This window comes from Streptomyces roseifaciens, assembly GCF_001445655.1.
Lineage (GTDB): Bacteria > Actinomycetota > Actinomycetes > Streptomycetales > Streptomycetaceae > Streptomyces > Streptomyces aureoversilis.
In genome coordinates, this window is record NZ_LNBE01000004.1 from 854,674 (window position 1) to 873,493 (window position 18,820).

An 18,820-nucleotide genomic window follows, 5' to 3' on the forward strand; every position below is an offset into this window, starting at 1 on the left:
AGGTAAATCTCAGTGATCGCTCTGTCCCTCGCCGAGATCGCCGCCATCGTCGGCGGGCAGCAGCACGACATACCGGACCCCGGCCGCATGGCCGAAGGCCCGGTCGTGCGCGACTCCCGCGACGTACGGCCCGGCAGCCTCTTCGCCGCCATCGCCGGCGAGCGCGTCGACGGCCACGACTTCGCCGAGCGCGCCGTCGCCGACGGCGCCGTGGCCGTCCTGGCCACCCGCCCCGTCGGCGTCCCCGCCATCGTCGTCCCCGACGTCGTGGCCGCCCTCGGCGCCCTCGCCCGCGCCGTCGTCGACAAGCTCGGCACCGACGTGGTGGCCCTGACCGGCTCCGCCGGCAAGACCAGCACCAAGGACCTGATCGCCCAGCTGCTGCAGCGGCTCGGCCCCACCGTGTGGACCCCCGGCTCCCTCAACAACGAGATCGGGCTGCCGCTGACGGCCCTGACCGCCGGCCCCGAGACCCGCACCCTCGTCCTGGAGATGGGCGCCCGCGGCATCGGCCACATCCGCTACCTCACCGAGCTGACCCCGCCGCGCATCGGCGTCGTCCTCAACGTCGGCACCGCCCACGTCGGCGAGTTCGGCGGCCGCGAGCAGATCGCCGTGGCCAAGGGCGAGCTCGTCGAGGCGCTGCCCCCGGCGGACGCCGGCGGCGTCGCCGTGCTCAACGCCGACGACCCCCTGGTGCGCGCCATGAGCGACCGCACCAAGGCCCGCACGGTCCTCTTCGGCGAGGCCGCCGACGCCCACGTGCGCGCCGAGGACGTCCGCCTCACCGCGACCGGACAGCCCTCCTTCACGCTTCACACACCCACCGGGTGCGCCGCCGTGACCATGCGGCTGTACGGTGAGCACCACGTGTCGAACGCGCTCGCCGCCGCCGCCGTCGCCCATGAGCTGGGCATGCCCGTGACAGAGATCGCCACCGCGCTCTCCGAGGCGGGCCAGCTCTCGCGCTGGCGGATGGAGGTCACCGAGCGCGCGGACGGCGTGACGATCGTCAACGACGCCTACAACGCCAACCCCGAGTCCATGCGAGCCGCGCTGCGCGCGCTGGCCGCCATGGGCGCCGCCGCCACGGCGAAGGGGGCCCGCACGTGGGCGGTGCTCGGTCGGATGGCCGAACTCGGCGAGGAGTCACTCGCCGAGCACGACGCGGTCGGACGGCTCGCCGTCCGGCTCAATGTCGGCAAGCTCGTGGCAGTCGGGGGCAGGGAAGCGGCCTGGCTGCAGATGGGCGCCTATAACGAGGGTTCGTGGGGTGAGGAGTCGGTGCACGTGTCCGACGCGCAGGCGGCGGTCGACCTGTTGCGCAGCGAGCTGCGCCCGGGTGACGTCGTGCTGGTGAAGGCGTCCAGGTCGGTGGGGCTGGAGCGGGTGGCCGAGCAGCTGCTCGCCGTCGACGGTGAGGTCGCCGGCTGATGAACCAGATCCTCTTCGCGGGTGTCATCGGTCTCTTCCTGACCCTCATCGGCACCCCGCTGCTGATCAAGTTCCTCGCCCGCAAGGGCTACGGCCAGTTCATCCGCGACGACGGCCCGCGTGGCCACGCCGGGAAGAAGGGCACGCCCACCATGGGTGGCATCGCCTTCATCCTGGCCACGCTGATCGCCTACGCGCTGACGAAGGTCATCACCAGTCACGAGCCGACCTTCTCCGGTCTGCTGGTGCTGTTCCTGACGGCGGGCATGGGCCTCGTCGGCTTCCTCGACGACTACATCAAGATCGTCAAGCAGCGGAGCCTGGGCCTGCGGGCCAAGGCGAAGATGGCCGGCCAGCTGATCGTCGGCATCGCCTTCGCCGTCCTGGCCCTGCAGTTCGCGGACACCCGCGGGCAGACCCCGGCCTCCACCCGGCTCTCCTTCACCCAGGACTTCGGCTGGTCCGTCGGCCCGGTCATCTTCGTGGTGTGGGCGCTGTTCATGATCCTCGCGATGTCGAACGGCGTGAACCTCACCGACGGCCTCGACGGCCTGGCCACCGGCGCCTCCGTGATGGTCTTCGGCGCCTACGTCTTCATCGGCACCTGGCAGCACGGCCAGTCCTGCGGCAACCCGCTGACCGCCGGCTCCGGCTGTTACGAGGTACGCGATCCACTCGACCTCGCCGTCGTCGCCTCGGCCCTGATGGGCTCCTGCTTCGGCTTCCTGTGGTGGAACACCTCGCCCGCCAAGATCTTCATGGGCGACACCGGCTCGCTGGCCCTCGGCGGCGCCCTCGCGGGCCTCGCGATCTGCTCGCGCACCGAGCTGCTGATCGCCCTCCTCGGCGGCCTCTTCGTGCTGATCACCCTGTCGGTGGTCATCCAGGTCGGCTCGTTCCGCCTCACCGGGAAGCGGGTCTTCCGGATGGCCCCGCTCCAGCACCACTTCGAACTCAAGGGGTGGAGCGAAGTCCTCGTGGTGGTCCGCTTCTGGATCATCCAGGGCCTGTGCGTGGCCGTCGGCCTCGGAATCTTCTACGCGGGATGGCTGGCCATCAAGTGACGCTCCCCTCCGCCTCCGCCGCCTGGAGCGGCAAGAACATCACCGTCGCCGGCCTCGGCGTGAGCGGCATCAGCGCCGCCCGCGCCCTGGCCGGCCTCGGCGCCCGGGTGACCGTCGTCGACGGCGGCGACGGCCCGAAGCTGCGCGAGCGCGCCGCGGCCCTGGAGGCCGAGGGCATCGCCGTCCGCCTCGGCGACGCGGAGACCCTGCCCGAGGGCACGGAGCTCGTCGTGACCTCCCCCGGCTGGAAGCCGTCGAGCCCGCTGTTCGCGGCCGCCGCCGAGGCGGGCGTGGAGGTCGTGGGCGACGTGGAGATCGCCTGGCGCCTGCGCGGCGAGAACGGCCGCGAGCCGGCCGCCTGGCTCGCGGTCACCGGCACCAACGGCAAGACCACCACGGTCCAGATGCTGGCCTCGATCCTCGAGGCCGCGGGCCTGCGCACGCGGGCCGTCGGCAACATCGGCACGCCGATCATCGACGTGGTGCTGGGCGAGGAGGAGTACGACGTCCTCGCCGTCGAGCTCTCCAGCTACCAGCTCCACTGGGCGCCGTCCGTCCGCGCCCACTCCGCGGCCGTCCTGAACCTCGCCCCCGACCACCTCGACTGGCACGGCTCCATGCGGGAGTACGCCGCCGACAAGGGCCGGATCTACGAGGGCAACCAGGTCGCCTGCGTCTACAACGCCGCCGACCCCGCCACCGAGCACCTGGTCCGCCAGGCCGACGTCGAGGAGGGCTGCCGCGCGATCGGCTTCACCCTCGGCGCCCCCGGCCCGTCCATGCTCGGCGTCGTCGAGGGCATCCTCGTGGACCGGGCCTTCGTGGCGGACCGGCAGACGACCGCGCAGGAGCTCGCCGAGGTCGCCGACGTGAAGCCCGCGGCCCCGCACAACGTCGCCAACGCCCTCGCGGCCGCGGCCCTCGCCCGGGCCTTCGGCGTCGAGCCCGCGGCCGTCCGGGAGGGCCTGCGCGCCTTCCGGCCGGACGCCCACCGCATCGCCCACGTCGCGGACGTCGCCGGCGTCGCCTACGTGGACGACTCCAAGGCCACGAACACCCACGCCGCCGAGGCGTCCCTCGCGGCCTACGAGTCGATCGTGTGGATCGCCGGCGGGCTCGCCAAGGGCGCCACCTTCGACAGCCTCGTCACCAAGGCCGCCAAGCGGCTGCGCGGCGTCGTCCTCATCGGGGCCGACCGCGCCCTGATCGCGGAAGCGCTGGCGCGACACGCCCCGGATGTCCCGGTGGTCGACCTCGACCGGACCGACACTGGGGCGATGGCCGCGGCGGTGCGGGAAGCCGCACGGCTCGCCGGGCCGGGGGACACCGTGCTCATGGCCCCGGCCTGCGCCTCGATGGACATGTTCACCGACTACAACAAGCGCGGCGAGGCCTTCGCCGAGGCGGTCCGGGACCTGGCCGGCCAGGAGCCCGGCGGCGCAGGCGCCTAGCGGCACGGCTCCTTGTGGCGGCCGGAGGGTTTCGCGGATCCGGGAAACCCTCCGGCCGGTCCCGACGGAACGGTGCAGCCGTACGCCGCCGGAGACCAGCGAAGGGGACACCCGGATGCACGCGGACGACACCCTGAGGCCGTCCGGCCCTTGGACGGCCCTGCGCGGCCCCGTCGCACGCTCCGGACCCGCACGGACGGCCCGTCCGCGCCCGGCAGCGGGCCGTGGAGGCGGCGCGGGCCGCGGCGGGCCCGGCGGCCCCAGGCCGCCCCGCGGCAGCCTGCTGGGCGGCCTCAGGCAGCTGCACAGGCGCGCCAAGCGCGCCTGGGACCGCCCCCTGACCGCGTACTACCTGGTGATGGGCGGCTCCCTGCTGATCACCGTGCTCGGCCTCGTCATGGTCTACTCGGCCTCCCAGATCAAGGCCCTGCAGAACGGCCTGCCGCCGACCTACTTCTTCCGCAAGCAGCTCCTGGCCGCCGCGATCGGCGCCGTCATGCTGCTCCTGGCCGCGCGCATGCCCGTGCGCCTGCTGCGCGTCTTCGCCTACCCCGCGCTCGCCGGCTCGCTCTTCCTGCTCTGCCTGGTGCAGGTGCCGGGCATCGGCGAGACCATCAACGGCAACACCAACTGGATCTCCCTCGGCGGCCCCTTCCAGCTCCAGCCGAGCGAGTTCGCCAAGCTCGCGCTGGTGCTGTGGGGCGCGGACCTGCTGGCCCGCAAGCAGTCCAAGAAGCTGCTCACCCAGTGGAAGCACCTGCTGGTGCCGCTGGTGCCCGTCACCTTCGTGCTGCTCGGCCTGATCATGCTGGGCGGCGACATGGGGACCACCGTGGTGCTCACCACGGTGCTGCTCGGGCTGCTGTGGGTGGCCGGGGCGCCGACGCGGCTGTTCGCCGGGGTCTTCGGCGTCACCGCCGTGCTCGCCGTCCTGTTCATCAAGACCAGCGCCAACCGGATGTCCCGGCTGGCCTGCATCGGGGCCACCGACCCCGGCAACCACGACCAGTGCTGGCAGGCCGTGCACGGGATCTACGCGCTGGCCAACGGCGGCTGGTTCGGTGCCGGGCTGGGGGCGAGCGTGGAGAAATGGGGCGAACTCCCCGAACCCCACACCGACTTCATCTTCGCCATCACCGGCGAGGAGCTGGGCCTGGCGGGGACGCTGTCGGTACTCGCCCTCTTCGCGGCTCTAGGCTATGCGGGTATCCGCGTGGCCGGACGCACGGAGGACCCCTTCGTGAGGTACGCCGCGGGAGGTGTGACCACCTGGATCACGGCCCAGGCCGTGGTCAACATCGGTGCGGTGCTCGGCCTGCTGCCGATCGCCGGTGTCCCCCTGCCGCTGTTCTCCTACGGAGGGTCCGCCCTGCTGCCGACCATGTTCGCCATCGGGCTGCTGATCGCCTTCGCGCGCGACGAACCCGGTGCACGGGCGGCGCTGGCCATGCGGCAGCCTGGGGTGAGATGGAAGACGATGAGACGGCGCGTCAAGAAGCGACCGTCCGGAGAGCGGTGAATTTCGGTGCATGTCGTACTCGCCGGTGGGGGGACCGCCGGCCACATCGAGCCCGCGCTCGCCCTCGCGGACGCCCTGCGCAGGCAGGACCCGACCGTGGGGATCACGGCGCTCGGCACGGAGCGGGGCCTGGAGACCCGGCTCGTGCCCGAGCGGGGCTATGAGCTCGGTCTCATCCCCGCCGTACCGCTGCCCCGCAAGCCCACACCCGAGCTGATCACCGTCCCCGGGCGGCTGCGCGGCACGATCAAGGCGGCCGAGCAGATCCTGGAGCGCACCAAGGCGGACTGCGTGGTCGGCTTCGGCGGCTACGTGGCGCTGCCCGGCTACCTGGCCGCCAAGCGGCTCGGCGTGCCGATCATCGTGCACGAGGCCAACGCCCGGCCCGGCCTCGCCAACAAGATCGGCTCGCGCTACGCCGCCGGGGTCGCGGTGTCCACCCCGGACAGCAAGCTGCGCAACGCCCGCTACGTGGGCATCCCGCTGCGCCGCACCATCGCCACCCTGGACCGCGGCGCCGCCCGGCCCGAGGCGCGGGCGTACTTCGGGCTCGACCAGAACCTGCCCACGCTGCTGGTCTCCGGCGGCTCGCAGGGCGCCCGCCGCCTGAACGAGGTCGTCCAGGCCGTCGTCCCGTTCCTGCAGCGTGCCGGCATCCAGGTGCTGCACGCGGTCGGTCCGAAGAACGACCTGCCGCGCGTGGACAACATGCCCGGAATGCCGCCCTACATCCCGGTACCGTACGTGGACCGGATGGACCTCGCGTACGCCGCGGCCGACATGATGCTCTGCCGCGCGGGCGCGATGACCGTCGCCGAGCTGTCCGCCGTCGGGCTGCCCGCCGCCTACGTCCCGCTGCCCATCGGCAACGGCGAGCAGCGGCTGAACGCCCAGCCGGTGGTCAAGGCCGGCGGCGGACTGCTGGTGGACGACGCCGAGCTGACGCCCGAGTGGGTGCAGAGCCACGTGCTCCCGGTGCTCGCCGACCCGCACCGGCTGTACGAGATGTCCCGTGCCGCCTCCGAGTTCGGCCGCCGGGACGCCGACGACCTGCTCGTCGGCATGGTGTACGAGGCGATTGCCGCCAAGAGAGCGGGCTGACGCCCGGAGCAGGAGGCTGGAGCGTGGCCGGACCGACGACCGCACGGCGCGGTGGCGCGAGGAGCAGCAAGTCGGTGCGGCCCGGCGGCGGCGCTCCCTCCCGGCCGGCCAGGAAGCCGGCCGGGAGGCCGCCCGGGCGCGGTCCGCGCCGCGGCGGCCTGCGCTCCAGGCTGCCCCGCGGCCGCCGGCTGGTGCTGTGGGCGGTGGCCGCCGTACTCGCCGGCGGTGCCGCCGGATGGGCCCTCTACGGCTCCACCTGGCTGCGCGCCACCCGGGTGGAGGTTTCCGGCGCCCGCGTGCTGACGCCCGCTGAGGTGCGGGCCGCCGCCGACGTCCGGCTCGGCGGTCCGCTGGTCTCCGTGGACACCGACGCCATCGAGGAACGGCTGCGGGACGCCCTGCCCCGGATCGCCTCGGTCAGGGTCGAGCGGTCCTGGCCGCACACGGTCGGCCTGAAAGTGGTCGAGCGTCAGCCCAAGGCGATCGTCCAGGACGCCGCAAAGGGTGGAAGATTTATCGAAATCGACGGCGAGGGCGTACGGTTCGCCACAGTCGATCAAGCTCCGGGCGGCGTGCCCCGGCTGTCCGTGGAGCCCTCGGGCGCCGCGGCGGCCAGTCTGCGCCGGTTCGGCCCCGAACGGCTGGAGCGCGAGGGCGTCCGGGTCGCCGAGGCGCTGCCCGAGGCCGTGCGGGCGGACACCCGAACCATCCGCGTACGCTCGTACGACTCCATCACCCTGGAGCTGACGGGCGATCGGACGGTCGTGTGGGGCAGCGGGGAGCGGGGCGAGGCGAAGGCCCGTGCGCTGACGGCTCTGCTGAAGGCCGCGCGGGGTGCCGATCGCTTCGACGTGAGCGCTCCCAGCGCTCCCGCGGCGTCGGGGAGTTGACGGCCGGGGTGGCCGGGCAGCACCCTGGCTGGCTACGGCTATGGGTGATCACATAGGGTGAAAAGAAAAACGGGAGGTTCGGCGTGTTCGTTGAACGCGCGCGGCTTGTCGACTTAGTGTCCTGTTCGGAGAACCCCAGCGAACAGCGGCACCGGTAACCCTAAACTTCACGTTGAGGGTTCGGGTCGGCACTGAACCGTCCCCCAGGCATACGTAACTCGAGGCGAGAGGCCTTCGACGTGGCAGCACCGCAGAACTACCTCGCAGTCATCAAGGTCGTCGGCATCGGCGGCGGTGGCGTGAACGCCATCAACCGGATGATCGAGGTCGGTCTCAAGGGCGTCGAGTTCATCGCGATCAACACCGATGCACAGGCCCTGCTGATGAGCGACGCCGACGTCAAGCTCGACGTCGGCCGTGAGCTCACCCGCGGCCTCGGCGCCGGCGCCAACCCCGACGTCGGCCGCAAGGCCGCCGAGGACCACCGCGAGGAGATCGAGGAGGTCCTCAAGGGGGCCGACATGGTCTTCGTGACCGCGGGCGAGGGCGGCGGTACCGGCACCGGCGGCGCCCCCGTCGTCGCCAACATCGCCCGTTCGCTGGGCGCCCTGACGATCGGTGTGGTCACCCGGCCGTTCACCTTCGAGGGCCGCCGCCGTGCGAACCAGGCGGAGGACGGCATCGCGGGTCTGCGCGACGAGGTCGACACCCTCATCGTGATCCCGAACGACCGGCTGCTGTCCATCTCGGACCGTCAGGTGAGCGTGCTCGACGCGTTCAAGTCCGCGGACCAGGTGCTGCTGTCGGGCGTCCAGGGCATCACCGACCTGATCACCACCCCGGGCCTGATCAACCTCGACTTCGCCGACGTCAAGTCCGTGATGTCCGAGGCGGGCTCGGCGCTCATGGGCATCGGCTCGGCCCGCGGCGACGACCGCGCGGTGGCCGCCGCCGAGATGGCGATCTCCTCGCCGCTGCTGGAGGCGTCCATCGACGGCGCCCGCGGCGTCCTGCTCTCCATCTCCGGCGGCTCCGACCTCGGTCTCTTCGAGATCAACGAGGCCGCCCAGCTGGTCAGCGAGGCCGCCCACCCCGAGGCCAACATCATCTTCGGTGCCGTCATCGACGACGCCCTGGGTGACGAGGTCCGGGTCACCGTCATCGCCGCCGGCTTCGACGGCGGCCAGCCGCCGGCCAAGGGCAGTCGCGACAAGGTGCTCGGCTCCTCCTACGGCTCCGGCCGCGAGGAGACCCCGGCCGCCTCGGCCCCGCGCCCGGCCACCCCGGCCGAGCCCTCGCGTCCGTCCTTCGGCGGCCTCGGCAGTGTGACCCCGCGCACCGAGGAGCCCGCGGCCGACCCGGTGCCGGTCAACGAGCTCCCCCCGCCGCCGGTCTCCTCCCCGCAGGTCCCGCCGGCCCGTCCGTACCAGGACTCGACCGCCGAGGAACTGGACGTTCCGGACTTCCTCAAGTAGGACGTACGAGCGAGTGAGCGGCATAGGACAACAGCACGCAGTGACATCGGAAGCTGTGTCGCACGATCAGCACGGAAGCGGCGCGCACTTCGCCTTCACCGACAGGTGGGGCGGGGTGAGCGCCGCTCCGTATGACGAGCTCAACCTCGGCGGCGCGGTCGGCGACGACCCGGCCGCCGTCCGGGCCAACCGGGAGCGCGCGGCGAAGTCGCTCGGCCTCGACCCGGCGGACGTCGTCTGGATGAACCAGGTGCACGGCCGGGACGTGGCCGTGGTCGACGGCCCCTGGCGGAGCGCCGACATCCCCGCGGTCGACGGGGTGGTGACCGCCCGTCGGGGTCTGGCCCTCGCGGTCCTGACCGCGGACTGCACCCCGGTACTCCTCGCCGACCCGGTCGCCGGAGTCGTGGGCGCGGCCCACGCCGGCCGCCCGGGTCTGGTCGCGGGAGTGGTTCCCGCGACCGTCGAGATGATGATCACTCTCGGCGCGGACCCCGCCCGGATCCTCGCGCACACCGGCCCCGCGGTCTGCGGCCTGTGCTACGAGGTGCCCGAGGCGATGCGGGCCGAGGTCGCCGAGACCGTGCCCGAGGCCTGGGCCACCACCCGGCAGGGCACCCCGGCCGTGGACGTGGCCGCGGGAGTGCGCGCCCAACTCGCCCGGCTCGGCGTGACGATGAGCGGACAATCTCACATCTGCACGCTGGAGTCGGCTGATCACTTCTCGTACCGGCGCGAGCGCACCACGGGGCGACTCGCCAGCTATGTCTGGTTGGACTGAGAACTGTGACGGACCGGAGAACGGAACTCGCCGACAACCTGGCCCGCGTGGAGGAACGTATCTCCGCGGCCTGCGCCGCGGCGGGCCGCCCGCGCGAGGACGTGACCCTGATCGTGGTCACCAAGACCTACCCCGCGAGTGACGTGCGACTCCTCGCCGAGCTCGGGGTGCGCCACGTCGCCGAGAATCGCGACCAGGACGCGGCGCCGAAGGCGGCCGAGTGCGCGGATCTGCCCCTCACCTGGCACTTCGTCGGACAATTGCAGACGAACAAGGTGCGTTCGGTGGCCGGTTATGCCGACTTTGTGCATTCGGTCGACCGGACCCGGCTCGTCACCGCACTCTCCACGGCGGCCGCCAAGGCCGGCCGGACCCTGGACTGCCTGATTCAGGTGGCACTTGACGCAGAGTCGGGCGAACCCGGAAAACGCAGCGAAAGGGGCGGAGTCGCTCCTGACGGTGTGGCAGAACTCGCCGATGCGCTCGCCGGAGCCGAAGCGCTGCGCCCCGCGGGCCTGATGACGGTCGCTCCGCTCGTCGGACCATATGCAGGACGGCCGAGGGCCGCCTTCGACCGGCTGATGGAAATCTCAACGGGCCTGCGCGCGGCCCATCCTGCTGCGAACATGGTGTCAGCAGGGATGAGCGCGGATCTGGATGACGCCGTGGCCGCCGGGGCGACACATGTACGTGTCGGATCGGCGGTACTCGGAGTCCGACCCAGGCTCGGGTAACGTCGCCAAGAAGTCGGACCACAGCAAAAAATATGGTCATTCCCGCCAGAAGGCGGGCAGACCGCGTGGATCCAAGGCGCCGTTGACGGAGCCGATCCACCACAGAGCGGAGGACGCAGAGAATGGCCGGCGCGATGCGCAAGATGGCGGTCTACCTCGGCCTCGTGGAGGACGATGGGTACGACGGCCCGGGGTTCGACCCCGACGACGAGTTCGAACCCGAGCCGGAGCCCGACCGACGCAGGCAGCAGCATCAGCAACACCTCGCACAACAGACGCAATCGGACGAACCGGTTCGAGTCGCCCAGCCGCCTGCACAGCGCGAACCCGCTCCGCTCACAGCGGAAACGGGACGACCCGCCCGAATCGCCCCCGTGGCGTCCATCACACCCGAACGCCACTCTCTGGAGAAGAACGCACCGGTGATCATGCCCAAGGTTGTGTCCGAGCGGGAGCCCTACCGCATCACGACGTTGCACCCCCGGACCTACAACGAAGCCCGTACCATCGGGGAACACTTCCGCGAGGGCACCCCGGTGATCATGAATCTGACGGAGATGGACGACACGGATGCGAAGCGACTTGTCGACTTCGCCGCCGGCCTCGTCTTCGGTCTCCACGGCAGCATCGAGCGGGTGACGCAGAAGGTGTTCCTGCTGTCTCCTGCTAACGTCGATGTCACGGCGGAGGACAAGGCCCGCATCGCAGAGGGTGGGTTCTTCAATCAGAGCTGAGACGCAATACCTGGCGATACCGGGAGAATGACGGCCGAACAGGCCGGGTACGAGCAAGGGGAGAGGGAAGCGCGGGAATGAGCATCGCACTGCAGGTGATCTACGTCGCGCTGTATTGCTTCCTGTTTGTACTGATCTTCCGGCTGGTGATGGATTACGTCTTCCAGTTCGCTCGCTCATGGCAACCCGGTAAGGCGATGGTGGTCATCCTTGAGGCCACCTACACTGTCACCGATCCGCCACTCAAGCTTCTGCGGCGGTTCATTCCGCCGCTGCGTCTCGGGGGCGTGGCGCTCGACCTGTCCTTCTTCGTATTGATGATTATCGTCTTCATCCTGATCCGCGTCGTGGAGCAGGTGTGAACGATACGGTCTTGCCGATTGCCGACGACTACGTTGAGGTGAAGAAGAGATGCCGTTGACCCCCGAGGACGTGCGGAACAAGCAGTTCACGACCGTCCGTCTCCGAGAAGGCTATGACGAGGACGAGGTCGATGCCTTCCTGGACGAGGTCGAGGCCGAACTGACCCGTCTGCTCCGCGAGAACGAGGATCTGCGCGCCAAGCTGGCCGCCGCCACGCGTGCCGCCGCGCAGAACCAGCAGCAGGGCATGCGCAAGCCCGAGCCGCAGGACCAGCGACCCGGCGGGGCTCCGGTGCCCGCCGCCATATCCGGACCGCAGCCGGTGCCGCAGCAGCAGCAGATGGGCGGCCCGCCGCAGCTGCCGGGCGGTGCCCCGCAGCTTCCGGCCGGCCCCAGCGGTCACGGCCACGGTCCCCAGGGTCCGCACGGTCCCGGCCCGATGGGTCAGAACGGTCCCGGCCCCATGGGTCAGAACGGTCCGATGGGCGGCCCCATGGGCGGTCCCATGGGTCAGAACGGTCCGATGGGTCAGAACGGAATGGGGCAGAACGGTCCCATGGGGCAGAACCCCATGGGTCAGAACGGCCCCATGGGCGGCCCGCAGCTGCCGCAGCCGGGCCAGGGCCCGGGCGGTGACAGCGCCGCCCGTGTGCTCTCGCTCGCTCAGCAGACCGCCGACCAGGCGATCGCGGAGGCCCGTTCCGAGGCCAACAAGATCGTCGGCGAGGCGCGCAGCCGGGCCGAGGGCCTGGAGCGGGACGCCCGCGCCAAGGCCGACGCCCTGGAGCGGGACGCGCAGGAGAAGCACCGCGTCGCGATGGGCTCCCTGGAGTCCGCCCGCGCCACGCTGGAGCGCAAGGTCGAGGACCTGCGCGGCTTCGAGCGCGAGTACCGCACCCGTCTGAAGTCCTACCTGGAGAGCCAGCTGCGTCAGCTGGAGAACCAGGCGGACGACTCGCTGGCCCCGCCCCGTAACCCCAACACCCCGTCGCTGCCCGCGGCCCCCTCGATGAGCGGGTCGATGGCTCCGGCAGGTGCGGGCATGGGCGGCCACAGCATGGGCGGCAACCCGTCCATGGGTGGCAACACCTCGATGGGCGGCAACTCCTCCATGGGTGCCCCGTCCTACGGTGGCCAGCAGCAGATGTCCCCGGCGATGACCCAGCCGATGGCACCGGTGCGGCCGCAGGGCCAGCAGCCGATGCAGCAGGCGCCGTCCCCCATGCGGGGCTTCCTCATCGACGAGGACGACAACTGAGGCGCCCGTACGGCCGCTAGTCGGCAGTCGGTCGGTCGGCAGTCATAAAAGGGCCGGGCCCCTGGGATTCCCCAGGGGCCCGGCCCTTTTATTCGCTCTGCATTTCCGTACGGATGTCGGTCAATACGACATATGGCAATGGCCGGGCGAGGGAATCCCTCGCCCGGCCATTGCCGGTTTTATCAGGCCTCGGTCGTCTTGCGGAGACGGAACGTCAGCGAAAGCGCCTCGTCGGTGAAAGGCTCACCGTAGGATCCGTCGGCCTCGCCCGTGGCGAAGTCCGTGGCCAGGACCTCGTCCGCAATCAGGGAGGCGTGCTCCGAGAGGGCGGTACGGACTTCCTCGGCCGCCGACTCCCAGCGCACGGCGATCCGGTCGGCGACGTCGAGGCCGCTGTTCTTCCGGGCCTCCTGGATGAGCCGGACGGCATCGCGGGCGAGGCCCGCGCGGCGCAGCTCCGGGGTGATCTCCAGGTCGAGGGCCACCGTCGCACCCGAGTCCGAGGCCACCGACCAGCCCTCGCGGGGCGTCTCGGTGATGATGACCTCGTCGGGGGAGAGGGTGACCGTCTCGCCGTCCACCTCGACCGAGGCCGTGCCCTCGCGCAGGGCCAGCGACAGCGCCGCGGCGTCGGCCCCGGCGACGGCCTTGGCGACCGCCTGGACGCCCTTGCCGAACCGCTTGCCCAGGGCACGGAAGTTGGCCTTGGCCGTGGTGTCGACCAGGGAACCACCCACCTCGGAGAGCGAGGCGAGGGAGGAGACGTTGAGCTCCTCGGCGATCTGGGCGCGCAGCTCGGCGCCCAGCTCCTCGAAGCCGGCCGAGGCCACCAGCGCGCGGGAGAGCGGCTGGCGGGTCTTGACGCCGGACTCCGCGCGGGTGGCGCGGCCCAGCTCGACCAGGCGCCGCACGAGCAGCATCTGCTGCGACAGCTTCGGGTCGACGAGGGCGGCGTCCGCCACCGGCCAGGTGGCCAGGTGGACCGACTCGGGGGCCTGCGGGTCGACGGGGACCACGAGGTCCTGCCAGACGCGCTCGGTGATGAACGGCACCAGCGGGGCCATCAGGCGGGTCACCGTCTCGACGACCTCGTGGAGGGTGCGCAGCGCGGCCGCGTCACCCTGCCAGAACCGGCGGCGCGAGCGGCGCACGTACCAGTTGGACAGGTCGTCGACGAAGGAGGACAGCAGCTTGCCGGCCCGCTGGGTGTCGTAGGCCTCCATGGCCTCGGTGACCTGGCCGACGAGGGCGTTGAGCTCGCCGAGCAGCCAGCGGTCCAGCAGCGGGCGGTCGGCCGGGGCCGGGTCCGCGGCGCTGGGGGCCCAGCCGGATGTACGGGCGTAGAGGGCCTGGAAGGCGACCGTGTTCCAGTACGTCAGGAGCGTCTTGCGGACGACCTCCTGGATGGTGCCGTGACCCACGCGGCGCGCGGCCCACGGGGAGCCGCCGGCCGCCATGAACCAGCGGACGGCGTCGGCGCCGTGCTGGTCCATCAGGGGGATCGGCTGGAGGATGTTGCCCAGGTGCTTGGACATCTTCCGGCCGTCCTCGGCGAGGATGTGGCCCAGGCAGACGACGTTCTCGTACGACGACTTGTCGAAGACGAGGGTGCCGACGGCCATCAGCGTGTAGAACCAGCCGCGGGTCTGGTCGATGGCCTCGGAGATGAACTGCGCCGGGAAGCGCTGCTCGAAGAGCTCCTTGTTCTTGTACGGGTAGCCCCACTGCGCGAACGGCATCGAGCCCGAGTCGTACCAGGCGTCGATGACCTCCGGCACGCGCACGGCCGTGTGGGCGCAGCCCTCGGCGGTGCAGGTGAAGGTGACGTCGTCGATGTAGGGGCGGTGCGGGTCCAGGCCGCTCTGGTCGGTGCCGGTGAGCTCGGTGAGCTCGGCCAGGGAGCCGACGCAGGTGAGGTGGTTCTCCTCGCAGCGCCAGATGGGCAGCGGCGTGCCCCAGTAGCGGTTGCGGGAGAGCGCCCAGTCGATGTTGTTGTTCAGCCAGTCGCCGAAGCGGCCGTGCTTGACCGACTCGGGGAACCAGTTGGTCTTCTCGTTCTCCTCGAGCAGCCGGTCCTTGACCGCGGTGGTGCGGATGTACCAGGACGGCTGCGCGTAGTAGAGCAGCGCGGTGTGGCAGCGCCAGCAGTGCGGGTAGCTGTGCTCGTAGGCGATGTGCTTGAAGAGCAGGCCGCGCTCGTCGAGGTCCGCGACGAGCTTCTCGTCGGCCTTCTTGAAGAACTGGCCGCCGACGAGGGCGAGGCCCTCCTCGAAGGTGCCGTCCGGGCGGACCGGATTGACGACCGGCAGGCCGTAGGCGCGGCAGGTCCTGAGGTCGTCCTCACCGAAGGCGGGCGCCTGGTGGACCAGACCCGTGCCGTCCTCGGTCGTGACGTACTCGGCGTTGACGACGAAGTTGGCGCCCTCCAGCTCGACCAGGTCGAACGGGCGGCGGTAGGCCCAGCGCTCCATCTCGCGACCGGTGAAGGACTGCCCCGTCGCGGTCCAGCCCTCGCCGAGGGCCTTCTCCAGCAGCGGCTCGGCGACGACCAGCTTCTCGGAGCCGTCGGTGGCGACGACGTAGGTGACGTCGGGGTGTGCGGCGGCGGCCGTGTTGGAGACCAGCGTCCAGGGGGTGGTCGTCCACACCAGCAGCGAGGCCTCGCCCGCGAGCGGGCCGGAGGTCAGCGGGAAGCGGACGAAGACGGAGGGGTCGACGACCGTCTCGTAGCCCTGGGCCAGCTCGTGGTCCGACAGGCCGGTGCCGCAGCGGGGGCACCAAGGGGCCACGCGGTGGTCCTGGACCAGCAGGCCCTTGTTGAAGATCTCCTTCAGCGACCACCACACGGACTGGACGTAGTCCGGGTCCATCGTGCGGTAGGCGTCGTCCAGGTCGACCCAGTAGCCCATGCGGGTGGTGAGCTCGGCGAAGGCGTCCGTGTGGCGGGTGACGGACTCGCGGCACTTGTCGTTGAAGGCCGCGATGCCGTACGCCTCGATGTCCTGCTTGCCCGAGAAGCCCAGCTCCTTCTCCACCGCGAGCTCCACCGGCAGGCCGTGGCAGTCCCAGCCGGCCTTGCGGCCGACGTGGTAGCCCTGCATCGTGCGGAAGCGGGGGAAGACGTCCTTGAAGACGCGGGCCTCGATGTGGTGCGCGCCCGGCATGCCGTTGGCCGTGGGCGGGCCCTCGTAGAACACCCACTCGGGGCGGCCCTCGGACTGCTCGAGGCTACGGGCGAAGACCTTGCTCTCGCGCCAGAACTCGAGCACGGCGTGCTCCAGGGCGGGCAGGTCCACCTGGGCGGGTACCTGGTGGTACTGCGGCTGGGGACTCATATGAGGCTTCCTCCGGCGGAACGTCATTGCGCTGTCCGTCGGAGGGACGAGATGCGCCGTGCGGTGCGCTTCCCGCGGTACCACCCTCCTTGGCCGCGGGCGCTCGCGCCCGGGGCCCCCTCATTGGGCCGCGATGCCGGCTCTACTGACCCGCCGGGGTGTCCGGGGGCGTTCTTCCGGCGGCTCAGGGGTGATCTTCACACCGCGCACGCCCCCGGGCTCCCACCGTCCCCGGGTCGCTACAGGCTGCGTGCGGCGCTACTCGTCCCTTCCACGCCTTTCGCTGCGCCCCAGTGTACGGGGCCGGACCGGACGCGGCCCACCGGTTTCGGCCGGGGCCGGGCGGGGGACGGGTGCAGTCCGATTACAGGGCCGGGGGCGGGGCACAACCGAGGAGACCGGCGTGCCCCGTTGCCGCGTGCCCGGTGGAGTTTTATCGTTCCGGCACGATTCGCGCGCAAGATCATAAAATGTGAAGGGGCCGCGGTCATGGTGGCGAAGAGAGCGGCGGCGGACGTCGCTTCCGCGAAGGGGAAGGCCCACGGGGCCGCTGCCGCCAGGGCCGCCGCTGCCGCCGGGGGCGGCGGGAAGGCGGCGAAGACGGCGCCGTCGGCGAAGCCCGCCGGGGGCGGCGGAAGCGCGGCCAAGGGATCCGCGCCGGCGAAGACGTCGTCCGCCGCGGGCAAGGCCGCCAAGGCGGCGGACGGCGGGAAGGCTGCGGAGGAGGCTGCGCCGGCTCAGAAGACGGCTGCAGGGGGTGCGACCAGGGCGTCCCGGAAGGCGCCGTTGCCGGCGGGCGGGGCCGCGGAGGCCGCCGGGGGCGGGGGGAGGCCGGTCAAGGCGTCCGCGGCGGCTGAGAAGGAAGCCGCCGGGAGTGTGTCCGGGTCGGCGAAGAAGGCGGCCAAGACGTCTGCTCCGGGCAAGGCGTCGTCGGCCGCGGGCGAGGCTGCCAAAGCCGCGGACGGCGGCAGGAAGGCTGTTCCGGCCAAGAAGACGTCGCCGTCGGCGGGCAAGGCCGCGAAGACGGCCGCCCCGGCCGGGAAGGCGGCGGACAAGCCGCCTGCGGCGAAGAAGGCGGCCGCTCCGGCGAAGAAGGCGGCGGCGAAGAAGGCCGCTCCGGCGAAGAAGACGGCCGCCAAGAAGACGGCTGCCAAGACGGCGGCCGCCAAGAAGACAGCCGCCAAGAAGACGGCGGCGGCCAAGACGGGGGCCACCAAGGCGGCGGCCACCAAGGCGGCCACCAAGGCGGCGGCCCCCAAGAAAACAGCCGCCCAAAAGGCGGTGGCCTCGGCCAAGGAGGTCGTCGGGAAGAAGGCGGCGCCCGCCGAGAAGCGTGCCGCCGTCGCGGTCGCGGCGTCTTCCGCCAGGACGTCCGCGGAGAAGGCCGCAGGCAAGAACAAGAAGGCGGCGCCCGCCCCGGCGGGTTCCCCCGCCTCCGGCGGCACGGCGGCACCCGCCGAGGAGAGTGCCACCCGGGCGGTCGGCAAGCGCGCCGCAGGCGAGAAGGCCGCCCCCATCGAGAAGGCCGCACCTGCCCAGAGGGCGGTGCCCGCGAAGAAGACGGGAGCCAGGACGGTGGCTGCGAAGAAGACGATGGACGGGACACAGGCCGCCGGGAAGGTGCCGGGGGCCCGTACGGGACCCGTGGAGCCCGGCGAGCTGGCCGTGCGGCCGGGGGAGGAGCCCTGGTCGCCGGGCGAGGTGGCCGAGGCCCGGACGGAGCTGCAGAGCGAGGTACTGCGGCTGCGGGCGGAGATCGCCCACTCGGAGGAGGCGATCAGCGGCCTGATGCGGGACTCGGGCGACGGCGCGGGCGACGACCAGGCCGACACCGGCACCAAGAACATCACCCGGGAGCACGAACTGGCCCTGGCGGCCAACGCCCGGGAGATGCTGGACCAGACCGAGCGGGCGCTGGAACGGCTCGACGCGGGCACGTACGGGCTCTGCGAGAACTGCGGGAGGCCCATCGGCAAGGCCCGCATGCAGGCGTTCCCGCGGGCCACCTTGTGTGTGGAGTGCAAACAGCGCCAGGAACGCCGCTGACCCCCTCGCACGGGCGTGCCGTACCCTCGTCCTCAGCCAGGCAGGCCCTGGCGACCTGGACGACGTCGAAGGACTCACGTGACAGAGGCGGAACAGACCACCACCGGCACGCCGGAGGCCGCGGAACCGACCACGGCCAAGGGCGGGCGGCGCATCGGGGTACTCCTGGCGGTGGCCGCCTTCGCCTATGTCCTGGACCTCGGCAGCAAGCTGTTCGTGGTCGCGAAGCTGGAGCACCACGATCCGATCGAGGTGTTCGGCACCTGGCTGCAGCTGGAGGTGGTCCGCAACCGCGGTGCCGCCTTCGGCATCGGCGAGGCGATGACGATCGTCTTCACGGTGATCGCCTCCGCCGTGATCGTGGTGATCGCGCGGATCGCCCGCAAGCTCTACAGCCTGCCGTGGGCGATCGCGCTGGGCCTGCTGCTCGGCGGCGCGCTGGGCAACCTCACGGACCGCCTGTTCCGCGCCCCGGGCGGCTTCGAGGGCGGTGTCGTCGACTTCATCGCGCCCGCGCACTTCGCGGTCTTCAACCTCGCCGACTCCGCGATCGTCTGCGGCGGCTTCCTGATCGTGATCCTGTCCTTCCGCGGTCTGGACCCGGACGGCACGGTCCACCAGGACTGAGCCCGGGGC

General features: G+C 71.6%; 15 protein-coding genes. 14 read left to right on the forward strand and 1 reads right to left on the reverse strand.

Annotated elements, in window-relative coordinates; translation table 11 throughout:
* Positions 1-12 precede the first annotated feature (12 nt).
* From AS857_RS20955 to AS857_RS21010, 12 genes are all read left to right on the forward strand, one after another.
* Complete coding sequence (locus AS857_RS20955) at positions 13-1,434, forward strand: UDP-N-acetylmuramoyl-tripeptide--D-alanyl-D-alanine ligase (protein ID WP_058044822.1); 1,422 nt, start codon at positions 13-15, stop codon at positions 1,432-1,434.
* Positions 1,434-2,498, forward strand: a complete 1,065-nt coding sequence (gene mraY, locus AS857_RS20960) for a phospho-N-acetylmuramoyl-pentapeptide-transferase (protein ID WP_058044823.1) — start codon at positions 1,434-1,436, stop codon at positions 2,496-2,498. The genes AS857_RS20955 and mraY overlap by 1 nt, the downstream gene beginning before the upstream one ends.
* Positions 2,480-3,949 (forward strand): UDP-N-acetylmuramoyl-L-alanine--D-glutamate ligase, encoded by a 1,470-nt coding sequence (murD, locus tag AS857_RS20965; RefSeq protein WP_058044824.1) that lies wholly within the window; start codon positions 2,480-2,482, stop codon positions 3,947-3,949. Before mraY ends, murD begins: the two co-directional genes overlap by 19 nt.
* 115 nt (positions 3,950-4,064) lie before the next feature.
* Positions 4,065-5,468, forward strand: a complete 1,404-nt coding sequence (gene ftsW / locus AS857_RS20970; RefSeq protein ID WP_058044825.1) for a putative lipid II flippase FtsW — start codon at positions 4,065-4,067, stop codon at positions 5,466-5,468.
* Between the two features lie 6 nt (positions 5,469-5,474).
* Positions 5,475-6,569: an undecaprenyldiphospho-muramoylpentapeptide beta-N-acetylglucosaminyltransferase gene (gene murG / locus AS857_RS20975; protein WP_058044826.1), complete on the forward strand. Its 1,095-nt coding sequence runs from the start codon at positions 5,475-5,477 to the stop codon at positions 6,567-6,569.
* Between the two features lie 23 nt (positions 6,570-6,592).
* Positions 6,593-7,459 carry a cell division protein FtsQ/DivIB gene (locus AS857_RS20980; protein ID WP_058044827.1) on the forward strand — a complete coding sequence of 289 codons (867 nt, stop codon included), beginning with the start codon at positions 6,593-6,595 and terminating at the stop codon, positions 7,457-7,459.
* A 239-nt stretch (positions 7,460-7,698) separates the two neighbouring features.
* Complete coding sequence (ftsZ, locus tag AS857_RS20985; protein WP_058044828.1) at positions 7,699-8,934, forward strand: cell division protein FtsZ; 1,236 nt, start codon at positions 7,699-7,701, stop codon at positions 8,932-8,934.
* Positions 8,935-8,989: 55 nt separating this feature from the next.
* Positions 8,990-9,715 (forward strand): peptidoglycan editing factor PgeF, encoded by a 726-nt coding sequence (gene pgeF / locus AS857_RS20990; RefSeq protein WP_058044829.1) that lies wholly within the window; start codon positions 8,990-8,992, stop codon positions 9,713-9,715.
* Between the two features lie 5 nt (positions 9,716-9,720).
* Positions 9,721-10,449, forward strand: a complete 729-nt coding sequence (locus AS857_RS20995) for a YggS family pyridoxal phosphate-dependent enzyme (protein WP_058044830.1) — start codon at positions 9,721-9,723, stop codon at positions 10,447-10,449.
* 122 nt (positions 10,450-10,571) lie between these two features.
* Positions 10,572-11,183: a cell division protein SepF gene (locus tag AS857_RS21000; RefSeq protein ID WP_058044831.1), complete on the forward strand. Its 612-nt coding sequence runs from the start codon at positions 10,572-10,574 to the stop codon at positions 11,181-11,183.
* Positions 11,184-11,260: 77 nt separating this feature from the next.
* Entirely contained in the window at positions 11,261-11,545 is a 285-nt protein-coding gene (locus AS857_RS21005; RefSeq protein WP_058044832.1) for a YggT family protein, read from the forward strand.
* Between the two features lie 49 nt (positions 11,546-11,594).
* Positions 11,595-12,803 carry a DivIVA domain-containing protein gene (locus AS857_RS21010; RefSeq protein WP_058044833.1) on the forward strand — a complete coding sequence of 403 codons (1,209 nt, stop codon included), beginning with the start codon at positions 11,595-11,597 and terminating at the stop codon, positions 12,801-12,803.
* A gap of 182 nt (positions 12,804-12,985) precedes the next feature.
* On the opposite strand, the gene ileS is transcribed toward AS857_RS21010, so the two are convergent.
* Positions 12,986-16,138: an isoleucine--tRNA ligase gene (gene ileS, locus AS857_RS21015; protein ID WP_058044834.1), complete on the reverse strand. Its 3,153-nt coding sequence runs from the start codon at positions 16,136-16,138 to the stop codon at positions 12,986-12,988.
* A 489-nt stretch (positions 16,139-16,627) separates the two neighbouring features.
* Here ileS and AS857_RS41960 point away from each other — a divergent pair, with 489 nt between their 5' ends.
* On the forward strand, positions 16,628-18,184 hold the full coding sequence (locus AS857_RS41960) for a TraR/DksA family transcriptional regulator (protein WP_079110539.1): 1,557 nt from the start codon (positions 16,628-16,630) through the stop codon (positions 18,182-18,184).
* Positions 18,185-18,262: 78 nt separating this feature from the next.
* Positions 18,263-18,811, forward strand: coding sequence for a signal peptidase II (lspA, locus tag AS857_RS21025; protein ID WP_058044835.1), 549 nt, complete (start codon positions 18,263-18,265; stop codon positions 18,809-18,811).
* Positions 18,812-18,820: the final 9 nt, after the last annotated feature.